This window comes from Burkholderia sp. BCC0398, assembly GCF_902833245.1.
GTDB lineage: Bacteria > Pseudomonadota > Gammaproteobacteria > Burkholderiales > Burkholderiaceae > Burkholderia > Burkholderia sola.
Genome location: NZ_CADFEM010000007.1, coordinates 170,846 through 192,285, shown reverse-complemented (window position 1 = coordinate 192,285; position 21,440 = coordinate 170,846). Strand labels below are relative to the sequence as shown.

The window sequence follows — 21,440 nt, the reverse complement described above, 5'->3', positions numbered from 1 at the left end:
ATATAAGACATAAGTGAGGTCTTGATGCGCAGTGCCGCGGTTCGCGCCGAAGTGCCCGGTTGGGGCGCTAGAATAGCGGCTCGCTGTTGTCGTCACGGGGTGGCCATGCCTCGCCCCGCCGCGCGCGCAGCTTCGACCAGCATCACCTGCTCAGCCACGTCACTGGAGTCGATCATGCCGTATCAGCACATCAAGGTTCCGGAGGGCGGTGACAAGATCACCGTCAACAAGGACTTCTCGCTCAACGTTTCCGATCAGCCGATCATTCCCTATATCGAAGGCGACGGTACGGGCTTCGATATCACGCCGGTCATGATCAAGGTCGTCGACGCGGCGGTCGCGCATGCGTACAAGGGCCAGCGCAAGATCCACTGGATGGAGATCTTCGCGGGCGAGAAGGCGACCAAGGTGTACGGTCCGGACGTGTGGCTGCCGGACGAAACGCTGCAGGTGCTGAAGGAATACGTGGTGTCGATCAAGGGGCCGCTCACGACCCCGGTCGGCGGCGGCATCCGTTCGCTGAACGTCGCGCTGCGCCAGGAGCTCGACCTGTACGTGTGCCTGCGCCCGGTCCAGTACTTCAAGGGCGTGCCGTCGCCGGTGCGCGAACCGCAGAAGATCGACATGGTGATCTTCCGCGAGAATTCGGAAGACATCTACGCGGGCATCGAATGGGCCGCGGGCTCCGAGCAGGCGAAGAAGGTGATCAAGTTCCTGCAGGACGAGATGGGCGTGAAGAAGATCCGCTTCCCGGAAACGTCCGGGATCGGCGTCAAGCCCGTGTCGACCGAAGGCACCGAGCGTCTCGTGCGCAAGGCGATCCAGTATGCGATCGACAACGATCGCAAGTCGGTCACGCTGGTGCACAAGGGCAACATCATGAAGTTCACGGAAGGCCTGTTCCGTGACGCCGGCTACGCGCTCGCGCAGAAGGAATTCGGCGGCGAGCTGATCGACGGCGGCCCGTGGATGCGCGTGAAGAACCCGAAGACGGGCAACGAGATCGTGATCAAGGATTCGATCGCCGACGCGTTCCTGCAGCAGATCCTGCTGCGCCCGGCCGAATACGACGTGATCGCGACGCTGAACCTGAACGGCGACTACATCTCCGACGCGCTGGCCGCGCAGGTCGGCGGCATCGGGATCGCGCCGGGCGCGAACCTGTCGGATTCGGTCGCGATGTTCGAGGCGACGCACGGCACGGCGCCGAAGTACGCAGGCAAGGATTACGTGAACCCGGGTTCCGAGATCCTGTCGGCGGAAATGATGCTGCGCCACCTCGGCTGGACGGAAGCAGCCGACACGATCATCGCCGCGATGGAGAAGTCGATCCTGCAGAAGCGCGTCACGTACGACTTCGCGCGCCTGATGGAAGGCGCGACGCAGGTGTCGTGCTCCGGCTTCGGCGAAGTGCTGATCGAGAACATGTAAGACCCCTTCCGGGGTGGGCCGGCAGGTTGCCGGCCGCCCCGGCGCTGACTGCCGGCGCCGGAGCGTTTCGTGGATGGCAGGTTTGTTGGCAGGGTGGCCCGGCATGCGGGCCGCGGCGCCGCGAGGCGGCCGCATGCCCTGCAAGGTAGAACATGACGGCCCTCGCAACACCACCGCCCGGCTGAGCCGGCGCGCCCCTTTCGCGATCGACCCGGTCGCTTCCCGCCGGTTACCGCCGGCGCTCCTCAGTCCCATCATCACGTAGCAATGCTTTGACCACCATGTCCACTTCGCCCAAGATCATCTACACCCTCACCGACGAAGCGCCGGCGCTCGCGACCTATTCGCTGCTGCCGATCGTCAAGGCCTTCACGCGTTCGTCGGGCGTCGCCGTCGAAACGCGCGACATCTCGCTCGCCGGCCGCATCATCGCGGCATTCGCAGACGTCCTGCCGTCGGAGCAGAAGGGTTCCGACGATCTGGCCGAACTGGGCCAGCTCACGCTGAAGCCGGAAGCGAACATCATCAAGCTGCCGAACATCAGCGCATCGGTGCCGCAGTTGAAGGCCGCGATCGCCGAACTGCAGGCGCAGGGCTACGCGCTGCCGGCCTATCCGGAAGATCCGTCGACGGACGAAGAGAAGGCCGTCAAGGCGCGCTACGACAAGATCAAGGGCAGCGCGGTGAACCCGGTGCTGCGCGAAGGCAACTCCGACCGCCGCGCGCCGCTGTCGGTCAAGAACTACGCACGCAAGCATCCGCACAAGATGGGCGCGTGGAAGGCCACGTCGAAGGCCCACGTCGCGCACATGAGCGAAGGCGATTTCTACGGCAGCGAGAAGTCGGCGCTGATCGCCGATGCCGGCAGCGTGAAGATCGAACTGACGACGACCGACGGCGCGAAGAAGGTGCTGAAGGAAAAGACGGCCGTGAAGGCCGGTGAAGTGATCGACGCGTCGGTGATGAGCCGCAACGCGCTGCGCCGCTTCATCGAAGCGCAGATCGCCGACGCGAAGGCGCAGGACGTGCTGTTCTCGGTGCACCTGAAGGCGACCATGATGAAGGTCTCGGACCCGATCCTGTTCGGTCACTTCGTGTCGGTGTTCTACCGCGACGCGCTCGCGAAGCACGCGGACGTGCTGGCGAAGGTCGGCTTCAACCCGAACAACGGGATCGGCGACCTGTACGCGCGCCTGAAGGACCTGCCGGCCGACACGCGCGAAGCGATCGAAGCCGACGTCAAGGCCGAGTACGCGGTGCGCCCGCGCCTCGCGATGGTCAACTCGGACAAGGGCATCACGAACCTGCACGTGCCGAGCGACGTGATCGTCGACGCATCGATGCCGGCGATGATCCGCGATTCGGGCGGCATGTGGGGCCCGGACGGCCAACTGTACGACGCGAAGGCCGTGATTCCGGACCGCTGCTACGCGGGCGTCTACCAGGCCGTGATCGAGGACTGCAAGCAGCACGGCGCGTTCGATCCGGTCACGATGGGCAGCGTGCCGAACGTCGGCCTGATGGCGCAGGCGGCCGAGGAATACGGTTCGCACGACAAGACGTTCCAGATCCCGGCGGACGGCGTCGTGCGCGTCACCGACGAAGCCGGCAACGTGCTGCTCGAGCACGCGGTCGAGGCGGGCGACATCTGGCGCATGTGCCAGACGAAGGACGCGCCGGTGCAGGACTGGGTCAAGCTCGCGGTCAACCGTGCCCGCGCGACCGGCGCCCCGGCCGTGTTCTGGCTCGATCCGGCGCGCGCGCACGATGCGCAGATCATCGCGAAGGTCGAACGCTACCTGAAGGATCACGACACGAACGGCCTCGACATCCGCATCATGACGCCGGAAGACGCGACCCGCTTCTCGCTCGAGCGCATCCGCGCGGGCAAGGACACGATCTCGGTCACCGGCAACGTGCTGCGCGACTACCTGACCGACCTGTTCCCGATCATGGAGCTCGGCACCAGCGCGAAGATGCTGTCGATCGTGCCGCTGATGGCCGGCGGCGGGATGTTCGAAACGGGTGCGGGCGGCTCCGCGCCGAAGCACGTGCAGCAGTTCGTCGAGGAAGGCTTCCTGCGCTGGGATTCGCTCGGCGAATTCCTCGCACTGGCCGCGTCGCTCGAGCACCTCGGCAACGCGTACCAGAACCCGAAGGCGCTCGTGCTCGCGAAGACGCTCGACCAGGCGACCGGCAAGTTCCTGGACGAGAACAAGTCGCCGGCGCGCAAGGTCGGCGGCCTCGACAACCGCGGCAGCCACTTCTACCTGTGCCTGTACTGGGCGCAGGCGCTGGCCGAGCAGACCGAGGACGCCGCGCTGAAGGCACAGTTCGAGGGCGTGGCGAAGGCGCTGTCCGACAGCGAAGCGCGCATCCTGGAGGAACTGGCGGCCGCGCAAGGCAAGCCGCAGGCGATCGGCGGCTACTACCGTCCGAACGTCGACCTGACGAGCCAGGCCATGCGCCCGAGCGCGACGCTGAACGGCATCGTCGACGCGGTCGCCTGACCCCGGGCGCGCACTCGCGCGAGCCGATGTGTGTGTCGACGCGGCGCGGTGAGCCGTTCGCCGCCCGACACCCAATAAAAACGCCCCGGTCGCCCGGGGCGTTTTTCGTTGCAGGCGTGCCATTCAGACGTGAACGATTTCCCATTCGGCGATTTCGTCCGGCACTTCGAGCGTGGCCGTGTCCAGTTCGGACGGCTGCGCGCAGTCGCCGCGGGAGATGCGGTCGGCTGCGACTTCGGGGCACGAGAACGCACCGAGCGAAGCGTTGCCGAACGTCGCTTCCCAGCCGCCGTTTGCCGGCAGGATGTAGAACGACCCGAGCGCTGAACCAAAGCGAAATCCCTTCATTTCCGTTCTCCCTTTCTGATCACAAGCGATTCTGTTGTGCCGCCTGCCGGATCGACCGGCCGTGGCCCGACTGACTGCTTTGCGCCGGGTTCCGTGTCGAACGTCGTGGCGAAGCGTCAGTGCATGGAACAAAGTCTACGTCCGCGACTCGCCCGGATGGTGCATGTAGAACGGCTTCTCGAAACAAAAATTCTCTTTTAAAAACAAATAATTATTGACATCGTTTTGTATGGCGGAACGTTTTTCGGCATCGCGAAACGGGAAATTTGTGCCCTGCACCACGAATTTTTATAACGCAGGGACTTGTTCCGCATCGTGAAAAATTGACGGGTTGACGGATCGTCGATGCAGCGGATGGGGGGAACGTGGGGGCGGGCGCAACGCGCAAAGGGACGGCAGATGAGCAGCGATGGCTGCCGAAGCGTCGTTTGGCGATGCTGATCGTCGCGCCGCATCCGGCGCGGTAGCGATGCTTGCTGCGGCGTATCGCCGCCCGCCCGGCGGCAGCGCTTTTCGATCCGGCCCTGCGGTTATGATGACGTGACCGCCGCGGCTGCCGCGCGGCGCTGTATGAACGACGAGGATCGATTGATGAGACGGAGAACCTTCCTGTCGCGCACCATCGGTGTCGCGGCCGCATCGCTGTTCGCGCGCACCGCATGGGCGCAGCATGCCGGTCACGCGGGCATGGCCGGCATGGATTCGATGGACGACATGCCGGGCATGACGGGTATGTCAGGGATGTCGGCGCACGCGCAGCACGGCAAGCTCGCACCGGACGCGCTCGCGGCCGCCGACGCGCTGCCGGCCGGCGCGCCGCTCGCGACGTTGCGCACGCTCGCCAACGAAAGCCGCGAGCCCGGCACGTTCCGGGCCACGCTGGTTGCTCAACCGGTGGCGCGACCGCTGCTGCGCGGCGCGCGGCCGACCGCGTTCTGGCAGTTCGGCGCGGGCACGCAAGGGCCCGTTGTCGGCCCGCTGATCGACGTGCGCGAGGGCGATACGGTCGAGATCAGGTTCGTCAACAAGCTGCCGCAGCCGTCGACGATCCACTGGCACGGCCTGCCGGTGCCGCCCGACCAGGACGGCAACCCGTCCGATCCCGTCGCGCCCGGCGCGTCGCGCGTGTATCGCTTCACGCTGCCGAAGGGCAGCGCCGGCACCTACTGGTACCACCCGCATCCGCACATGATGACCGCCGAGCAGGTGTTCCGCGGGCTGGCCGGCCCGTTCGTCGTGCGCGCCGCGGACGATCCGCTCGCCGGCTGGCCCGAGCGCCACCTGTTCGTGTCGGACCTGAAGCTTGCACGCGACGGCACGATTGCGCCGAACGACATGATGGACTGGATGAACGGCCGTGAAGGCCAGTTCGTGCTGGTCAATGGCGCGCGCCGGCCGCGCATCGATGTCGCGGGCGACGAACGCTGGCGGGTCTGGAACGCGTGCAGCGCACGCTACCTGCGCATCGCGTTCGACGACGGCCGCGCGTTCGAGCACGTGGGCACCGACGGCGGATTGTTCGATGCGCCGCGGCGCGTGACGTCGCTGCTGATTGCGCCGGGCGAGCGCGCGGAGCTGCTGGTCCGCGCCGGCGACCGTGCGTCGCGCGCGGTGCTGCAGGCGGCCGAGTACGACCGCCGCAAGATGGCGATGTCGCACGACGACGGTCACGGCAGCCTGCCGCCCGACCCGGCGCTGGCGCTGGCCGACGTCGCGTTCGCGCCCGCCGCGGCCCGCGCGCTGCCTGCCACGCTGCGCGCGGTGCGCGCGGTGCGGCCGCTGGGCGAACCGGCCGCGCACAAGACGGTTGCGTTCGGCGAGGAAATGGACATGGACGCGATGATGAAGGGCGGCGCGCACGGCCGCCCGGCGGGCATGCGCTTCACGATCAACGGCGACACCTACGCGCCGCACCGCGCGACGCTGACGAGCCGCCGCGGCGACGTCGAGCGCTGGGAGATCCGCAATACGACGGACATGGATCACCCGTTCCATTTGCACGGCACGCAGTTCCAGGTGATCGAGCGGGCGTCGGGTGGTTCACGCACGAGCGAGCCGTTCCGCGCATGGCGCGATACGGTGAACGTGCGCAGCGGCGAAACCGTGTCGATTCTCGTCACGCAAGACATGCCGGGCGAGCGCATGTTTCACTGCCATATTCTCGAACACGAGGATCTCGGCATGATGGGCACGCTGAAGGTCGTGTAACTAAGCCGCGAATGTGTTTCACGCGCGGATTCGTTATCCGATCTGCATGCGCGACGAGACAATATGCGTTCAACGGTCGGGATTGAACGAAAAGGCCGGCCAATCGATTATCGACGGGCCGGCCTCAAAAAAAGAAACCCGGCGCAATGCGCCGGGTTTCTTCGTCAGATATCCGATGCCTTATACGGCCTGGATGTTCGACGCTTGCTTGCCCTTCGGCCCTTGGACGACGTCAAAGCTCACCTTCTGGCCTTCCTTCAGCGTCTTGAAGCCATTCATGGTGATAGCCGAGAAGTGCGCAAACAGATCCTCACCGCCCTCGTCGGGAGTGATGAAACCGAAGCCCTTCGCGTCGTTGAACCATTTAACGATACCAGTTGCCATTTCCTACTTCCCCTGTCACACAGTCGCTGCTACTTACCACGAGCACGCTCGAAAAGCTAAACGACCGGAAAATGCAGCCGTTCCCCCCTCACAAGCTCACCTCGGCCCCTTTCGTTTCGCCAACCGGCGAATTGAAAAAAGTGCCAGCTTGATTGTTGGCGCTCTTTATTGGAGTGTCAAGTGGAATTTTTAGACGTTTAGAGGGTCGTTGTAAAGAACCCATTTTCAGGGTTTTTCCGGCTTTGCCTGGCTGCATGCGGCCAAGCGCGAGGGCTTGAAAAGCCGCATAATCGGCTCATATACCAGGCTCGAGTGACACGCGTTCGAGTCGTCCCGGCTTGTGGGATACTGGATGCGGACACGACGTTCCGGTGCGATTCCCCCTGACGGTTCGTGTTCCGCGCCACGCGTGAAAGCCGGCACCGCAGCCGGCTTTCGTATGGCGCGAAGGCGATCGCGTGTTCCGGGATACCGGGGAGGGCGCCGGCCGGTCGGTCGGGTAATGGCAGGATTGCGGGCCTGTCCGAGTTGTTTAGAATGGGTGTATGGCGATTATCCCGGACAAGCAGGACAGTACCGTCCTGGAACGCAAGCAGCAGAAGCTGAAGCCGCCTTCGATGTACAAGGTGGTGCTGCTGAACGACGACTTCACCCCGATGGAGTTCGTCGTGATGGTGGTCCAGGAGTATTTCAAGAAGGATCGCGAGACGGCCACGCAGATCATGCTGAAGGTCCATCGCGAAGGACGAGGGGTATGTGGGGTCTATACGCGGGACATCGCGTCGACCAAGGTTGAGCAAGTCGTTACCCATGCGCGGCAGGCAGGGCATCCGCTGCAGTGCGTGATGGAGGAAGCATGATTGCCCAGGAATTGGAAGTCAGCCTGCACATGGCGTTCATGGAAGCACGCCAGGCGCGCCATGAGTTCATTACGGTCGAGCATCTGCTGCTGGCCCTGCTGGATAATCCGACGGCGGCCGAGGTGTTGCGCGCGTGCGCGGCAAACATCGAGGACCTGCGTCAGAACCTGCGCAATTTCATCCACGACAACACACCTACCGTCCCGGGCACCGACGATGTCGATACCCAGCCGACGCTCGGTTTCCAGCGCGTGATCCAGCGCGCGATCATGCACGTCCAGTCGACGTCGAACGGCAAGAAGGAAGTGACGGGCGCGAACGTGCTGGTCGCGATCTTCGGCGAGAAGGATTCGCATGCCGTGTACTACCTGCAGCAGCAGGGCGTCACGCGCCTCGACGTGGTGAACTTCATTTCGCACGGCATCGCGAAGACGAACAGCGGCGAAGCCGCGAAGTCGACCGACGCGAACGCGGAAAGCGAAGACGCGAACGCGCAGAAGGAAACGCCGCTCGCGCAGTTCACGCAGAACCTGAACCAGATGGCGAAGGACGGCCGCATCGATCCGCTGATCGGCCGCGAGCCCGAGGTCGAGCGCGTCGTGCAGGTGCTGTGCCGCCGCCGCAAGAACAATCCGCTGCTCGTCGGCGAAGCCGGTGTCGGCAAGACCGCGATCGCCGAAGGGCTCGCGTATCGGATCACGCGCGGCGAAGTGCCGGACATCCTCGCGAACGCGCAGGTGTACTCGCTCGACATGGGCGCGCTGCTGGCGGGCACCAAGTACCGCGGCGATTTCGAGCAGCGTCTGAAGACGGTGCTGAAGGAGCTCAAGGAGCGTCCGCACGCGATCCTGTTCATCGACGAAATCCATACGCTGATCGGCGCGGGCGCCGCGTCGGGCGGCACGCTCGATGCGTCGAACCTGCTGAAGCCGGCGTTGTCGTCGGGCACGCTCAAGTGCATCGGCGCAACCACGTTCACCGAGTATCGCGGCATCTTCGAGAAGGATGCGGCGCTGTCGCGGCGCTTCCAGAAGGTCGACGTGACGGAGCCGAGCGTCGAGCAGACGGTCGCGATCCTGCGCGGGCTGAAGTCGCGCTTCGAGGAGCACCACGGCGTCAAGTATTCGTCGGGTGCGCTGTCGGCCGCGGCCGAGCTGTCGGCGCGCTTCATCACCGACCGTCACCTGCCGGACAAGGCGATCGACGTGATCGACGAGGCGGGCGCCGCGCAGCGCATCCTGCCGAAGTCGAAGCAGAAGAAGACGATCGGCAAGGGCGAGATCGAGGAAATCATCTCGAAGATCGCGCGCGTGCCGGCGCAAAGCGTTTCGCAGGACGATCGCAGCAAGCTGCAGACGCTCGACCGCGACCTGAAGAGCGTCGTGTTCGGCCAGGATCCGGCGATCGACGCGCTCGCGGCGTCGATCAAGATGGCGCGCGCGGGCCTCGGCAAGATGGACAAGCCGATCGGCGCGTTCCTGTTCTCCGGCCCGACGGGCGTCGGCAAGACCGAAGTGGCGCGCCAGCTGGCGTTCACGCTCGGCATCGAGCTGATCCGCTTCGACATGTCGGAATACATGGAACGTCACGCGGTGAGCCGGTTGATCGGCGCGCCGCCGGGCTACGTCGGGTTCGACCAGGGCGGCCTGCTGACCGAAGCCGTCACGAAGAAGCCGCATTGCGTGCTGCTGCTCGACGAAATCGAGAAGGCGCATCCGGACATCTTCAACGTGCTGCTGCAGGTGATGGACCACGGCACGCTGACGGACAACAACGGCCGCAAGGCGGATTTCCGCAACGTCATCATCATCATGACGACGAACGCGGGCGCCGAGTCGATGCAGAAGGCGACGATCGGCTTCACGACGCGCCGCGAAACCGGCGACGAGATGACCGACATCAAGCGCCTGTTCACGCCGGAGTTCCGCAACCGGCTGGATGCGATCATCAGCTTCCGCTCGCTCGATGAGGAAATCATCATGCGCGTGGTCGACAAGTTCCTGATCCAGCTCGAGGAACAGCTGCACGAGAAGAAGGTCGACGCGCTCTTCACCGACGCGTTGCGCAAGCATCTCGCGAAGCACGGCTTCGACCCGCTGATGGGCGCGCGGCCGATGCAGCGGCTGATCCAGGACACGATCCGGCGTGCACTGGCCGACGAGCTGCTGTTCGGCAAGCTTCTCAACGGCGGTCATGTGACGGTCGACGTCGACGAAAACGACAAGGTGCAGTTGTCGTTCGACAAGCTGGCGAATCCGCCGCACAAGCCGAACGAAGAGACGGTCGAAGTCGAGTAAGCGATAATTCGTTGTTCATGCGAACGGCGCGGGAAGTTCTCCGCGCCGTTTCGTTTTATCCGGCGCCGGCGGCGCGATGGTGGGGCAGGGGAGTGGTAACGCAGTGACACGACAACAACGGTCGTTCGACGCTATCGTCGCGCGCGAACAAGGGCTGCGCCACGCGCTGACGTCGGGGCAGATGGCGATGATCGCGATCGGTGGCGCGATCGGCACGGGGCTGTTCCTCGGCAGCGGATTCGCGATCGGGCTCGCGGGCCCGAGCGTGCTGGTTTCGTATGCGATCGGTGCGCTGATTGCGCTGCTGCTGATGGGCGCGCTTGCGGAAATGACGGTCGCGCATCCGACGGCCGGCTCGTTCGGCGCCTATGCCGAGCATTACGTCGGCCCGCTCGCGGGCTTCCTGGTGCGCTATGCGTACTGGTTCGCGGTCGTGTTCGCGATCGGTACCGAGATCAGCGCGATCGCCGTGTTCATGAAGTACTGGTTCCCGGCCGTGCCCGGCTGGTACTGGGTGATCGGATTTTCCGCGCTGCTGATCGCCGTGAACCTCGCGAGCGTCACGCTGTACGGGACGGTCGAATACGCGTTCTCGCTGCTGAAGATCGCGGCGATCGTCGTGTTCATCGTGCTCGGCGCGTTTCTCGTGTGGTCGGCGCCGCCCGCATCGGGCATCGGTTTCGCGAACTACACCGCGCACGGCGGCTTCATGCCGAAGGGGCCGTGGGGCACCTGGGTCGCCGTGATCGTCGCGATCTTCAGCTACATGAGCATCGAGGCCGTCGCGATCGCGGCCGGCGAGGCGCGCGATCCGCAGCACGCGGTCACGCGCGCATTCCGCTCGACGGTGTTCCGGCTCGTGCTGTTCTACCTGCTGACGCTCGCGCTGATGCTCGCGATCGTGCCGTGGACGCAGGCCGGCACCGACGAAAGCCCGTTCGTGAAGGTGATGGCCGCGACGCACGTGCCGTATGCGGCGGGCGTGATCAACTTCGTGCTGCTGATCGCGGCGCTGTCGGCGATGAACAGCCAGCTCTACGTGACGACGCGGATGATGTTCAGCCTGTCGCGCGCGCAACTCGCGCCGGCGGTGTTCGGCCGGCTCGGCGCGAACGGCGTGCCGCGCGCCGCGCTGTGGATCTCGACGAGCGGCGTCGCGGTGGCGGCCGTGCTGGTCGCGCTCGCGCCCGATACCGCGTTCACCGTGATGATGGCGATCGCGATGTTCGGCGCGCTGTTCACGTGGCTGATGATCTTCGTCACGCACCTGCGGTTCCGTTCGCAGTATCGCGGCCCCGCGCTCGCGTTCCGGATGTGGGGGCACCCGTTCGGCAGCCTGGCCGGTGCGGGGCTCGTCGCGGCGATCCTGCTGACGACCCCTTTCACGCGCGAATTCCGGATGACGATGGTGGTCGGTGTCGTGTTCGTCGTGCTGCTGACGCTCGCCTACGCGTTGCACTACCGCCACCAGCACGCGCGCTGACCGCGGCGTCGCGAACCCGCGCCTGCGCGAATCGCGCAACCGGGCTGCACGTGGCGGTGCGCAAAAAGAAAAAGGGGCCGTGGCCCCTTTTTTCGTGCTGTGTGGCTCAGTGGCGGCCGGTGCTGCCGAACCCGCCTTCGCCGCGATCGCTCTCGGTGAATTCGTCGACGATGTTGAATTGCGCCTGCACGACCGGCACGATCACGAGCTGCGCGAGGCGTTCGAACGGGTTCAGCACGAATTCGGTCTGGCCGCGGTTCCACGTCGACACCATCAACTGGCCCTGGTAGTCGGAGTCGATCAGGCCGACGAGGTTGCCGAGCACGATTCCGTGCTTGTGGCCGAGGCCCGAGCGCGGCAGGATCAGCGCCGCATAGCCGGGATCGGCGAGGTGGATCGCGAGGCCGGTCGGCACCAGCGTGGTTTCGCCCGGCTGCAGCGTGACCGGCGCGTCGAGGCATGCGCGCAGGTCGAGGCCGGCGCTGCCGGGGGTCGCGTAGGCGGGCAGGTAATCGCGCATGCGCGCGTCGAGAATCTTCAGGTCGAGTTTCATGCGGTCGTCGAATCGGTCGGGAAGGGCGCGGCGGCGTCTGCCGCCACGCAAGGGATCAGATCAGGCGGTTGTCCGGCAGGCGCTTCGCGATTTCGGCCACGAGCGTATGCGCGAGTTCGTCCTTGGGCGCGCGCGGCAGGCGCGTGAGGCCGGCCGCTTCGAACAACACGACTTCGTTGTCGTCGCGCCCGAACGTCAGCGGGCCGAGGTTGCCGACGAGCAGCGGCACGTTCTTGCGCTTGCGCTTCTCGTCGCCATGCACGTCGAGGTCGCCGCTTTCGGCCGCGAAGCCGACGCAGAACGGCGCATCGGGCAGCGCCGCGACCGATGCGAGGATGTCGGGGTTCTCGACGAACGCGAGCGCCGGCATCTTGCGGTCGGCCGTCTTCTTCATCTTGTGCTCGGCCGGCTGGTCGACGCGCCAGTCGGCGACTGCGGCCACCGCGATGAAGATGTCGGCATCGTTCACGGCATGCATCACCGCGTCATACATCTGCTGCGCGGTCTGCACGTCCTGGCGGGTCACGCCCCACGGCGTGTCGAGCGCGACCGGCCCGGCGACGAGATGCACGTCGGCGCCGGCCTGTTGCGCGGCGCGCGCGAGCGCGAACCCCATCTTGCCGCTGGAGCGGTTCGTCAGGCCGCGCACCGGGTCGAGCGGTTCGAATGTGGGCCCGGCCGTGATCAGCACGCGGCGGTGCGCGAGCACCTTCGGCGCGAAGTGCGCGACGATCGCTTCATAGATCGCCTCGGGTTCGAGCATGCGGCCGTCGCCGACTTCGCCGCAGGCCTGCGCGCCCGAATCCGGGCCGAGCACCGACACGCCGTCCGCGCGCAATTGCGCGGCGTTGCGTTGCGTGGCCGGGTTCTGCCACATCTGGCGGTTCATTGCGGGCACGACGAGCAGCGGACAGTCGCGCGCGACGCACAGCGTCGACAACAGATCGTCGGCGAACCCGTGCGCGAGCTTCGCGAGGAAATCCGTCGACGCGGGCGCGATCACGATCGCGTCGGCTTCGCGCGACAGGTCGATGTGCGCCATGTTGTTGTCGATGCGCGCGTCCCACTGGCTCGTATAGACGGGCCGGCCCGACAGCGCCTGCATCGTGACGGGCGTGATGAACTGGGTGGCGGCGTCGGTCATCGCGACCTGCACGGTCGCGCCGGCCTTCACGAGCAGCCGCGTGAGTTCGGCGATCTTGTAGCAGGCGATGCCGCCCGTCAGGCCGAGAACGAGGTGTTTTCCTGCGAGTTCTGCGTGTGCCAACTCAGGCCTCCTGGGGTCAAACGGAACGGCCGGCGCGAAGCCGGCCGTCGACACGGAGTATGCGCGCTCAGCGCGCGCCGCGCACGCGCCGCAGCTCGTCGTAGATCAGCAGCACCGCGCCGACCGTGATCGCGGAATCGGCGAGGTTGAACGCCGGGAAGTGCCACGCGCCGACGTGAAAATCGAGGAAGTCGATCACGTGGCCGTAGACGAGCCGGTCGATCACGTTGCCGAGCGCGCCGCCGAGGATCAGCGCGAGCGACACGCTGAACAGCCGCTGGTGGCCGTGGCGCTTCAGCAGGAAGCAGATCACGAGCGTCGCGCCGACGCCGAGCGCGGTGAACGCCCAGCGCTGCCAGCCGCTCGCGGTCGACAGGAAGCCGAACGCAGCGCCGCGGTTGTACACCAGCACGAGGTTGAAGAACGACGTCAGCGCATGCTGCGCGCCGTACGCGAATGTCTTGAGGATCGCGATCTTCGACAGCTGGTCGAACAGGATCACGATCAGCGAAATGCCGAGCCAGGGCGCGAGCGCGCCGCTGGCCGGTTTCGACAGGGTCTTCGCCATAATTTAAGCAGCGCTCCGGATTTCGCCGTTTTCAAACAGGTTCGAGAAGCAGCGGCCGCACAGCGTCGGATGATCGGCGTGTGCGCCGACATCTTCACGGTAGTGCCAGCAGCGCTCGCACTTCTGGTACTTCGACGCGGCCACGTCGACGCTTTCCTGCGCTTCGTCGTCGACCTTCACGACGGTCGCCGCCGACGTGATCAGCACGAACTTGAGATCGTCGCCGAGGCTCGTCAGCGCGTCGTAGCGCGCGCCGCTCGCATGCACGGCCACTTCGGCCTGCAGCGACGAACCGATGCGGTTCGCGGTGCGCGCTTCCTCGAGCGCCTTCGTCACGTTGCCGCGCACGTCGCGCAGCAGCGCCCACTTGTCGATCAGCGCGGCCGAGCCGGCGACTTCCGGATACGCATAGTAGGTTTCCGTGAAGATCGTGTCGCTCGCCGGCTGGAACACCTTCCACGCTTCTTCCGCCGTGAACGACAGGAACGGCGCGAGCACGCGCAGCAGGCCGTGCGTCAGGTGATACAGCGCGGTTTGCGCGGAGCGGCGCGCGCGCGAATCGGCGGCGCTCGTGTACAGGCGATCCTTCAGCACGTCGAGGTAGAAGCCGCCGAGGTCTTCCGAGCAGTACGTCTGCAGCTTCGCGACGACCGGGTGGAATTCGTACTTCTCGTAGTGGCCGAGCAGTTCGGTCTGCAGTTGCTGCGAGAACGCGACCGCATAGCGGTCGATCTCGAGCCATTCGTCGGCCGGCACCGCGTGCTGCGCGAAATCGAAATCCGACAGGTTCGCGAGCAGGAAGCGCAGCGTGTTGCGGATGCGGCGATAGCCTTCCGTTACGCGCTTCAGGATTTCCTCGGAGATCGCGAGTTCGCCCGAGTAGTCGGTCGATGCGATCCACAGGCGGATGATTTCCGCGCCGAGACGGTTCGCGACTTCATGCGGGTCGATGCCGTTGCCGAGCGACTTGCTCATCTTGCGGCCTTCGCCGTCGACCGTGAAGCCGTGCGTGAGCAGGCCCTTGTACGGCGCGTGACCGTCGATCATCGATGCCGTCAGGAGCGACGAGTGGAACCAGCCGCGATGCTGGTCCGAGCCTTCGAGGTACAGGTCGGCCGGGAACTGCAGCTGATCCTTGTGCGAGCCGCGCAGCACGTGCCAGTGCGTCGTGCCCGAATCGAACCACACGTCGAGCGTGTCGCGGTTCTTTTCGTACAGGTTCGCGTCGTCGCCGATCAGCTCGCGCGGGTCGAGCGATTGCCACGCCTCGATGCCCGACTGCTCGACGCGCTTCGCGACTTCCTCGAGCAGCTCGAGCGTGCGCGGGTGCAGCTCGCCGGTTTCCTTGTGCACGAAGAACGCCATCGGCACGCCCCACTGGCGCTGGCGCGACAGCGTCCAGTCGGGACGGTTCGCGATCATGCTGAACAGGCGCTGCTTGCCCCACGACGGGTAGAACGCGGTCGCGTCGACGCCTTCGAGCGCCGTCTCGCGCAGCGTCTTGCCGCCGTCGCGCGGCGTCACGTCCATGCCGGCAAACCACTGCGACGTCGCGCGGTAGATGATCGGCGTCTTGTGGCGCCAGCAGTGCATGTAGCTGTGCGTGTACTTCTCGCTGCGCAGCAGCGAGCCGGCCGCGTTCAGCGCGTCGACGATCTTCGGGTTCGCGTCCCAGATCGACAGGCCGCCGAACAGCGGCAGCGATTCGATATAGCGGCCGTCGCCCATCACCGGGTTGATGAAGTCGGAATCGGTCATCCCGTGCGCCTTGCACGACTGGAAGTCCTCGATACCGTACGCGGGCGACGAGTGCACGACGCCGGTACCCGTGTCGGTCGTCACGTAGTCGCCGAGATAGACGGGCGCGGTGCGCTGGTAGCCGGGGTGGGCCGAGGCGAGCGGGTGGTGGAAGCGCAGGTTCGCGAGCTTCACGCCGGGCGCGGTCGCGACGACGCGGCCGGTCAGCTTGAAGTCGGCCATGCAGGCTTCGACGCGCTCTTGCGCAATGATCAGCAGCCCGCGCTCGGTGTCGACCAGCGCGTAGACGATTTCCGGATGGAGGTTCAGCGCCTGGTTGGCGGGAATCGTCCACGGCGTGGTGGTCCAGATCACGATGCCGCCGTCGGCGCGCGGCAGCGCCGGCAGGCCGAACGCGTGCGCGGTCTTTTCCGGTTCCGCGAACGCGAACATCACGTCGATCGTCGGGTCGGTGCGGTCCTTGTACTCGACTTCCGCTTCCGCGAGCGCCGAGCCGCAGTCGAAGCACCAGTTGACCGGCTTCAGCCCGCGGTACACGTAGCCCTTCTCGATGATCTTGCCGAGCGCGCGGATTTCTTCCGCCTCGTTCACGAAGTTCATCGTCTTGTACGGATTCGCCCAGTCGCCGAGCACGCCCAGGCGCTTGAAGCCGACCTTCTGCTTCTCGATCTGCTCGGTCGCGTACGCGCGCGCCTTGCTCATCACCTCGGCCGCCGGCAGCGACTTGCCGAACTGCTTCTCGATCTGGATCTCGATCGGCATCCCGTGGCAATCCCAGCCCGGCACGTACGGTGCGTCGAAGCCGGCCATGTTGCGCGACTTGACGACGATGTCCTTCAGGATCTTGTTGACCGCGTGGCCGAGGTGGATGTCGCCGTTCGCATACGGCGGGCCGTCGTGCAGGATGAACTTCGGCCGGCCCTGGCTGGCCGCGCGGATCTTCTCGTAGATGCCGCGCTCCTCCCACTCCTTGACCCACTGCGGCTCGCGCTTGGGCAGGTCGCCGCGCATCGGGAACGGCGTGTCGAGCAGGTTGACCGGATACTTGGCCTGCGGTTTCGAATCGGCTTTCTTGTTGCTCATGATGGGATCGCTATCTAAATCGGGGGACGCTCGGCGTCGTGAATCGGGTAGGCGCGCGACGGGGCGGCGCGAGGGTGCGGCGCGAGGCGCCGCCGTCCGGATCAGCTAATTCGGTCGGTAGCCGACGTCGCGAAGCCCGTCGCGCGGCTGCCCGGCGCACGGTCGCGTTCGACGAAATAAGCGCGTGCATTCGCGACGTCCAGCGCGATCGCGCGCGACAGCGCCTCGAGATCGTCGAACTTCGCCTCGTCGCGCAGCTTCTTCAGGAATTCGACACGGATCAGCTTGCCGTACGCATCGCCGTGCCAGTCGAGCAGGTGGACTTCAAGCAGCACGCCGCCCGAATCGTCGACGGTCGGGCGCAGCCCGAGGCTTGCGACGCCGGGCAGCGGCTCGGGGCCGAGGCCGTGCACCTGCACGACGAAGATGCCCGCGAGCGCCGGCCGCTTGTGCGCGATCGGCAGGTTCAGCGTCGGGAAGCCGAGGTCGCGGCCGAGCTTGAGGCCGTGCGCGACGTGGCCGCTGATCGCGTAGCCGTGGCCGAGCGCCTGCGCGGCCGCGTCGAGATCACCCGCGGCGAGCGCCGCGCGCACGCCGGAGCTGGAAATGCGCGTGCCGTCGCTGCCGGACACCGTGCCCATCTGTTCGACCTCGAAGCCGTGCAGCTCGCCGGCCGCCTTCAGCGTGTCGAAGGTGCCCGCGCGCTTCGCGCCGTAGCAGAAATCGTCACCGACCATCATCCAGCGCGCGTGCAGCCCGTTCACCAGCGTGCGCTCGACGAACGCCTGCGGCGACTGGCTCGCGAAGGTGTGGTTGAAGTGCTCGACGACGACGCGGTCGACCCCGTGGTCGCGCAATGCTTCCAGCTTGTCGCGCAGCATCGCGATGCGCGGCGGCGCGCCGGCCGGGTTGAAGAATTCGCGCGGGTGCGGCTCGAACGTCATCACGCACACGGGCAGGCCGCGTGCGTCCGCTGCCGCGCGCACGCGCGCGAGCAGGGCCTGGTGCCCGCGATGGACACCGTCGAAGTTGCCGATCGTCAACGCGCACGGGGCGCGGCTCTCGGCGTTGGGCAGGCCGCGGAAGACTTTCACGATAGCGGATGCAGCGTCGGGGGAATGGGCGGTGGGATGCCGCAAAGCAGAAGATTATAAACGTTCGGGCGGCCCGACGGCCGAGAAGGCGGGAAACGCGAGGGCGAATGGTAAAATTCGCGGATGAAAAAACTCGTGATCCTGATTTCCGGTCGCGGCAGCAACATGGAGGCCATCGTCCGCGCGTGCGCGCAGGAACGCTGGCCGGCCGAGATTGCCGCCGTGATCGCCAACCGGCCCGATGCGGCCGGGCTGGCTTTTGCCGCGTCGCACGGGGTGGCGACCGCGGTGGTCGACCACCGGTCGTTCGACGGCCGCGACAGCTTCGACGCGGCGCTCGCCGCCGAGATCGACCGTTTCGCGCCCGATCTCGTCGTCCTCGCCGGCTTCATGCGCATCCTCACGCCCGCATTCGTCAGACGATACGAAGGCCGGCTGCTGAACATCCATCCGTCGCTGCTGCCGAGCTTCAAGGGCATCCACACGCATCAGCAGGCGCTGGATGCCGGCGTCGCGCTGCATGGCGCGAGCGTGCATTTCGTCATTCCCGAGCTCGACAGCGGCGCGATCGTCGCGCAGGGCGCGGTGCCCGTGCGCGCCGGCGACGACGCGGCCGCGCTCGCGCGGCGCGTGCTGACGGTCGAGCACGTGCTGTATCCGCGCGCGGTGCGCTGGTTCGTCGAGGGGCGTTTGCGCCTCGAGGACGGCCGTGCAGTGGTCGCGCCCGAAGAGGCGCGCTGGATTTTCGCGGATCAACCGCAAACCGAAACGAGTGAGGGCGTATGAAGCTGCACGGATTCCTGATTGGCCAGACCGAAACCCTGCTCGCCGAGGTGCTGAAGTTCGCCGGCCCCGCCGACGCGACGACGAGCCGGTTCTTCCGCGCGCACCCGAAGCTCGGGCATGCCGAGCGCGGCGTGATCGCCGAGGCCGTGTTCGCGGTGCTGCGCCGGAAGATGGAGTTTTCGCATCTGGCCGAGAGCGGCACCGGCACGCCCGCGCGGCGCCTGACGCTGCTCGGCCTGATGCAGACGATGGGGCGCAATGCGCTGAAGCCGTTCCTGTCCGACACCGAGTCCGCATGGCTCGAGCACGTGTCGAAGATCGATCCGGCGAGCCTGCCCGTGCGCATTCGCACGAACCTGCCCGACTGGATTCACCAGGCGCTGTCGGCCCGCTTCGACGCGGACGAGCTTGCGCAGCTCGCCGCCGCGCTGAACTACCCGGCGCCGCTCGACCTGCGCGCCAACGCGCAGAAGGCGAGCCGCGACCAGGTGATCGAAGCGCTGCGCGTGAGCGGCATCGACGCGGGCGCGACGCCGTTCGCGCCGTTCGGCGTGCGCGTGGTCGGCAAGCCGGCGCTGACGCGCCTGAAGCTGTTCGAGGAAGGCGCGATCGAGGTGCAGGACGAAGGCAGCCAGCTGCTGTGCTCGCTGGTCGCGCCGCGGCGCGGCGAGATGGTCGTCGATTTCTGCGCGGGCGCGGGCGGCAAGACGCTCGCGCTCGGCGCGATGATGCGCTCGACCGGGCGCCTCTATGCGTTCGACATCTCGGAGAAGCGCCTCGCGAAGCTGAAGCCGCGCCTCGCGCGCAGCGGGCTGTCGAACGTGAACCCGGTGCTGATCGACAGCGAGCACGACGCGAAGATCAAGCGGCTCGCCGGCAAGATCGACCGCGTGCTGGTCGACGCGCCGTGCAGCGGCCTCGGCACGCTGCGCCGCAATCCGGACCTGAAGTGGCGCCAGACGCGCACCGCGATCGACGAGCTGACGCCGAAACAGGCGTCGATCCTCGCGAGCGCCGCGCGGCTCGTGAAGAAGGGCGGCCGGCTCGTCTACGCGACCTGCAGCGTGCTCGACGCCGAGAACGAGCGCATCGTCGAGCAGTTCCTCGCCGATCACCCCGAGTTCGTGCTGGTGCCGGCGCAGCAGGTGCTGGCCGACCAGCGCATCGAGCTCGAGACGGGCGACTACCTGTCGCTGTGGCCGCACCGTCATGCGACCGACGGCTTCTTCGCCGCGGTGCTCGAACGCCGCGCCGCGCAGTAACGACCGGCCGGACGGACGATGGAGAATCTGCAGAGCCGCCTGCTGTCGCACCGGCTGGAATCGGTGATTCGCGATTTCCACCAGCCGGTGATGATCTGGCAGGCGGCGATCCTCGTCGGTGCGCTGTGTTTCGCATGGGTGGCCGCGCGTTTCGTGCACGGCCGGATCGATGCGCGGCGGCGGGCGGCCGGGCGCGCGCCCGGCGCGGGTGCGCAGAGCCTGAAGCGTGCGCTGTTTCCGCTGTTCGGCAGCGTGTTCGTCGGCGGCGCGCAGCTCGCGTTCGAGCCGTTCATGTCGACGTCGCTGCTGTCGCTCGCGCTCGTGCCGCTGTTCGGCATCGGGCTGATCTACGTGCTGTTCTTCTTCGCGCGGCGCGTGTTCGCACGCGACGGCCACACGCACGCGTGGCTGTCGATCGTCGAGAAGATTGTGTCGACCGTCGTGTGGGCCGCGATGGTGATGACCGTGCTCGGCATCCAGCGCGACGTGCTCGGCTGGCTCGACAGCGTGCAGTTCCGGGTCGCGACCGCGCACCTCACGCTGCTGTCGGTGATCTCCGGCGCGCTGTGGGTGTGCGTGACGCTGATGGTCGCGATGTGGCTCGGCTCGGTGCTCGAGGATCGCCTGTCGCGCGCGAGCACGCTCGACGCCAACCTGAAGGTCGTGCTGTCGCGGGTCGGCCGCGCGCTGCTCGTGTTCGCGGCGATCCTGATCGGGCTGTCGCTCGTCGGCATCGACGTGACGGTGCTCGGCGTATTCGGCGGCGCGGTGGGCGTCGGCCTCGGCTTCGGGCTGCAAAAGATCGCGAGCAACTACGTGTCGGGTTTCATCATCCTGCTCGACCGCTCGTTGCGGCTCGGCGATGCGATCAGCGTCGGCGGGCTGCAGGGCGTCGTCACGCAGATCCGCACGCGCTACACGGTCGTGCGCGGCCTCGACGGCAACGAGACGCTGATCCCGAACGAGAAGCTGATCACCGACGTCGTGCAGAACCAGTCGTCGTACCTGACGCGCGGCTATGCGAAGGTCGCGGTGCAGGTCGCGTACACGAGCGACGTCGAGCAGGCACTCGCGTTGCTCGCTGACGCGGCGAAGGACGTGCCGCGCGTGCTGGCCGAGCCGGCGCCGACCCCGTACCTCGTGAGTTTCGGCGCGGACGGGATCGATCTGGAGCTCGGTTTCTGGATCGAGGATTCGGCGAAAGGCACGTCGGGCGTGCGCTCGAGCGTGAACCGCAACATCTGGCGGCTGTTCGGCGAGCACGGGATCTCGATTCCGTTTCCGCAGCGCGAAGTGCGCGTGGTCGGGCTGCCGGACGGCTTTCTCGCGGCGGGCGCGGCGGCCAACGGTGCGCTGGACGGGCACGCGCCGCCGGCGTAGCGGGCGCGGGCGGTCAATCGTACCGATTCCGCGGCCGAAACCGGATCGCGGGGCTTTCCGAGTCCGCGCATGGACCGCGCGGATTGCGTCAGGGCAAGAAAATATTCATTTTTTACAAAGACTTGGAGCGGTTGAAGTAAAATTCTGGTCTACACGCGGTATGCTTTC

16 protein-coding genes are annotated in these 21,440 nt (G+C 66.5%); 9 read left to right on the top strand and 7 right to left on the bottom strand.

Going from position 1 to position 21,440, the window contains the following annotated elements:
• The first annotated feature begins 174 nt into the window (after nucleotides 1–174).
• Nucleotides 175–1,431, top strand: a complete 1,257-nt coding sequence (icd, locus tag HWX76_RS17485) for an NADP-dependent isocitrate dehydrogenase (protein WP_039368210.1) — start codon at nucleotides 175–177, stop codon at nucleotides 1,429–1,431.
• Between the two features lie 281 nt (nucleotides 1,432–1,712).
• Entirely contained in the window at nucleotides 1,713–3,941 is a 2,229-nt protein-coding gene (locus tag HWX76_RS17480) for an NADP-dependent isocitrate dehydrogenase (RefSeq protein WP_176016092.1), read from the top strand.
• 123 nt (nucleotides 3,942–4,064) lie between these two features.
• Here the strand turns inward: HWX76_RS17480 and HWX76_RS17475 are convergent, their stop codons facing one another.
• Nucleotides 4,065–4,289 carry a hypothetical protein gene (locus HWX76_RS17475; RefSeq protein WP_006478028.1) on the bottom strand — a complete coding sequence of 75 codons (225 nt, stop codon included), beginning with the start codon at nucleotides 4,287–4,289 and terminating at the stop codon, nucleotides 4,065–4,067.
• Nucleotides 4,290–4,880: 591 nt separating this feature from the next.
• Between HWX76_RS17475 and HWX76_RS17470 the strand changes: the two genes are divergently transcribed.
• Entirely contained in the window at nucleotides 4,881–6,497 is a 1,617-nt protein-coding gene (locus HWX76_RS17470) for a multicopper oxidase family protein (protein WP_176016091.1), read from the top strand.
• A 180-nt stretch (nucleotides 6,498–6,677) separates the two neighbouring features.
• On the opposite strand, the gene HWX76_RS17465 is transcribed toward HWX76_RS17470, so the two are convergent.
• Entirely contained in the window at nucleotides 6,678–6,881 is a 204-nt protein-coding gene (locus HWX76_RS17465; protein ID WP_006488945.1) for a cold-shock protein, read from the bottom strand.
• 545 nt (nucleotides 6,882–7,426) lie between these two features.
• Here HWX76_RS17465 and clpS point away from each other — a divergent pair.
• The 3 genes from clpS (at nucleotide 7,427) to HWX76_RS17450 (ending at nucleotide 11,521) form a co-directional block, all read left to right on the top strand.
• Nucleotides 7,427–7,741 (top strand): ATP-dependent Clp protease adapter ClpS, encoded by a 315-nt coding sequence (gene clpS / locus HWX76_RS17460; RefSeq protein WP_006398529.1) that lies wholly within the window; start codon nucleotides 7,427–7,429, stop codon nucleotides 7,739–7,741.
• Nucleotides 7,738–10,038 carry an ATP-dependent Clp protease ATP-binding subunit ClpA gene (clpA, locus tag HWX76_RS17455; protein WP_050017548.1) on the top strand — a complete coding sequence of 767 codons (2,301 nt, stop codon included), beginning with the start codon at nucleotides 7,738–7,740 and terminating at the stop codon, nucleotides 10,036–10,038. The genes clpS and clpA overlap by 4 nt, the downstream gene beginning before the upstream one ends.
• Nucleotides 10,039–10,141: 103 nt before the next feature.
• On the top strand, nucleotides 10,142–11,521 hold the full coding sequence (locus tag HWX76_RS17450) for an amino acid permease (RefSeq protein ID WP_176016090.1): 1,380 nt from the start codon (nucleotides 10,142–10,144) through the stop codon (nucleotides 11,519–11,521).
• 106 nt (nucleotides 11,522–11,627) lie between these two features.
• On the opposite strand, the gene dut is transcribed toward HWX76_RS17450, so the two are convergent.
• From dut to HWX76_RS17425, 5 genes are all read right to left on the bottom strand, one after another.
• Complete coding sequence (gene dut / locus HWX76_RS17445; protein ID WP_050017546.1) at nucleotides 11,628–12,074, bottom strand: dUTP diphosphatase; 447 nt, start codon at nucleotides 12,072–12,074, stop codon at nucleotides 11,628–11,630.
• 55 nt (nucleotides 12,075–12,129) lie between these two features.
• On the bottom strand, nucleotides 12,130–13,341 hold the full coding sequence (coaBC, locus tag HWX76_RS17440) for a bifunctional phosphopantothenoylcysteine decarboxylase/phosphopantothenate--cysteine ligase CoaBC (protein ID WP_050017545.1): 1,212 nt from the start codon (nucleotides 13,339–13,341) through the stop codon (nucleotides 12,130–12,132).
• Nucleotides 13,342–13,408: 67 nt separating this feature from the next.
• On the bottom strand, nucleotides 13,409–13,909 hold the full coding sequence (gene lspA / locus HWX76_RS17435; protein WP_050017544.1) for a signal peptidase II: 501 nt from the start codon (nucleotides 13,907–13,909) through the stop codon (nucleotides 13,409–13,411).
• A gap of 3 nt (nucleotides 13,910–13,912) precedes the next feature.
• Nucleotides 13,913–16,750 carry an isoleucine--tRNA ligase gene (ileS, locus tag HWX76_RS17430; protein ID WP_050017543.1) on the bottom strand — a complete coding sequence of 946 codons (2,838 nt, stop codon included), beginning with the start codon at nucleotides 16,748–16,750 and terminating at the stop codon, nucleotides 13,913–13,915.
• Nucleotides 16,751–16,851: 101 nt separating this feature from the next.
• Nucleotides 16,852–17,844 carry a bifunctional riboflavin kinase/FAD synthetase gene (locus HWX76_RS17425; RefSeq protein WP_176016089.1) on the bottom strand — a complete coding sequence of 331 codons (993 nt, stop codon included), beginning with the start codon at nucleotides 17,842–17,844 and terminating at the stop codon, nucleotides 16,852–16,854.
• A gap of 123 nt (nucleotides 17,845–17,967) precedes the next feature.
• On the opposite strand from HWX76_RS17425, the gene purN reads away from it, so the two are divergent.
• The 3 genes from purN to HWX76_RS17410 are packed head-to-tail and all read left to right on the top strand — an operon-like array spanning nucleotide 17,968 to nucleotide 21,272.
• On the top strand, nucleotides 17,968–18,630 hold the full coding sequence (gene purN / locus HWX76_RS17420) for a phosphoribosylglycinamide formyltransferase (protein WP_006478038.1): 663 nt from the start codon (nucleotides 17,968–17,970) through the stop codon (nucleotides 18,628–18,630).
• Nucleotides 18,627–19,892, top strand: coding sequence for an RsmB/NOP family class I SAM-dependent RNA methyltransferase (locus HWX76_RS17415; protein ID WP_050017541.1), 1,266 nt, complete (start codon nucleotides 18,627–18,629; stop codon nucleotides 19,890–19,892). The genes purN and HWX76_RS17415 overlap by 4 nt, the downstream gene beginning before the upstream one ends.
• 18 nt (nucleotides 19,893–19,910) lie before the next feature.
• Nucleotides 19,911–21,272, top strand: a complete 1,362-nt coding sequence (locus HWX76_RS17410; RefSeq protein ID WP_124631844.1) for a mechanosensitive ion channel domain-containing protein — start codon at nucleotides 19,911–19,913, stop codon at nucleotides 21,270–21,272.
• The last annotated feature ends 168 nt before the right edge of the window (nucleotides 21,273–21,440 follow it).

Excerpts from the sequence above, each read along its gene's own strand:
- icd (WP_039368210.1), top strand. The coding sequence starts at position 175 with ATGCCGTATCAGCACATCAAGGTTCCGGAGGGCGGTGACAAGATCACC.
- HWX76_RS17480 (WP_176016092.1), top strand. The coding sequence starts at position 1,713 with ATGTCCACTTCGCCCAAGATCATCTACACCCTCACCGACGAAGCGCCG.
- HWX76_RS17475 (WP_006478028.1), bottom strand. The coding sequence starts at position 4,289 with ATGAAGGGATTTCGCTTTGGTTCAGCGCTCGGGTCGTTCTACATCCTG.
- HWX76_RS17470 (WP_176016091.1), top strand. The coding sequence starts at position 4,881 with ATGAGACGGAGAACCTTCCTGTCGCGCACCATCGGTGTCGCGGCCGCA.
- HWX76_RS17465 (WP_006488945.1), bottom strand. The coding sequence starts at position 6,881 with ATGGCAACTGGTATCGTTAAATGGTTCAACGACGCGAAGGGCTTCGGT.
- clpS (WP_006398529.1), top strand. The coding sequence starts at position 7,427 with ATGGCGATTATCCCGGACAAGCAGGACAGTACCGTCCTGGAACGCAAG.
- clpA (WP_050017548.1), top strand. The coding sequence starts at position 7,738 with ATGATTGCCCAGGAATTGGAAGTCAGCCTGCACATGGCGTTCATGGAA.
- dut (WP_050017546.1), bottom strand. The coding sequence starts at position 12,074 with ATGAAACTCGACCTGAAGATTCTCGACGCGCGCATGCGCGATTACCTG.
- lspA (WP_050017544.1), bottom strand. The coding sequence starts at position 13,909 with ATGGCGAAGACCCTGTCGAAACCGGCCAGCGGCGCGCTCGCGCCCTGG.
- ileS (WP_050017543.1), bottom strand. The coding sequence starts at position 16,750 with ATGAGCAACAAGAAAGCCGATTCGAAACCGCAGGCCAAGTATCCGGTC.
- purN (WP_006478038.1), top strand. The coding sequence starts at position 17,968 with ATGAAAAAACTCGTGATCCTGATTTCCGGTCGCGGCAGCAACATGGAG.
- HWX76_RS17415 (WP_050017541.1), top strand. The coding sequence starts at position 18,627 with ATGAAGCTGCACGGATTCCTGATTGGCCAGACCGAAACCCTGCTCGCC.
- HWX76_RS17410 (WP_124631844.1), top strand. The coding sequence starts at position 19,911 with ATGGAGAATCTGCAGAGCCGCCTGCTGTCGCACCGGCTGGAATCGGTG.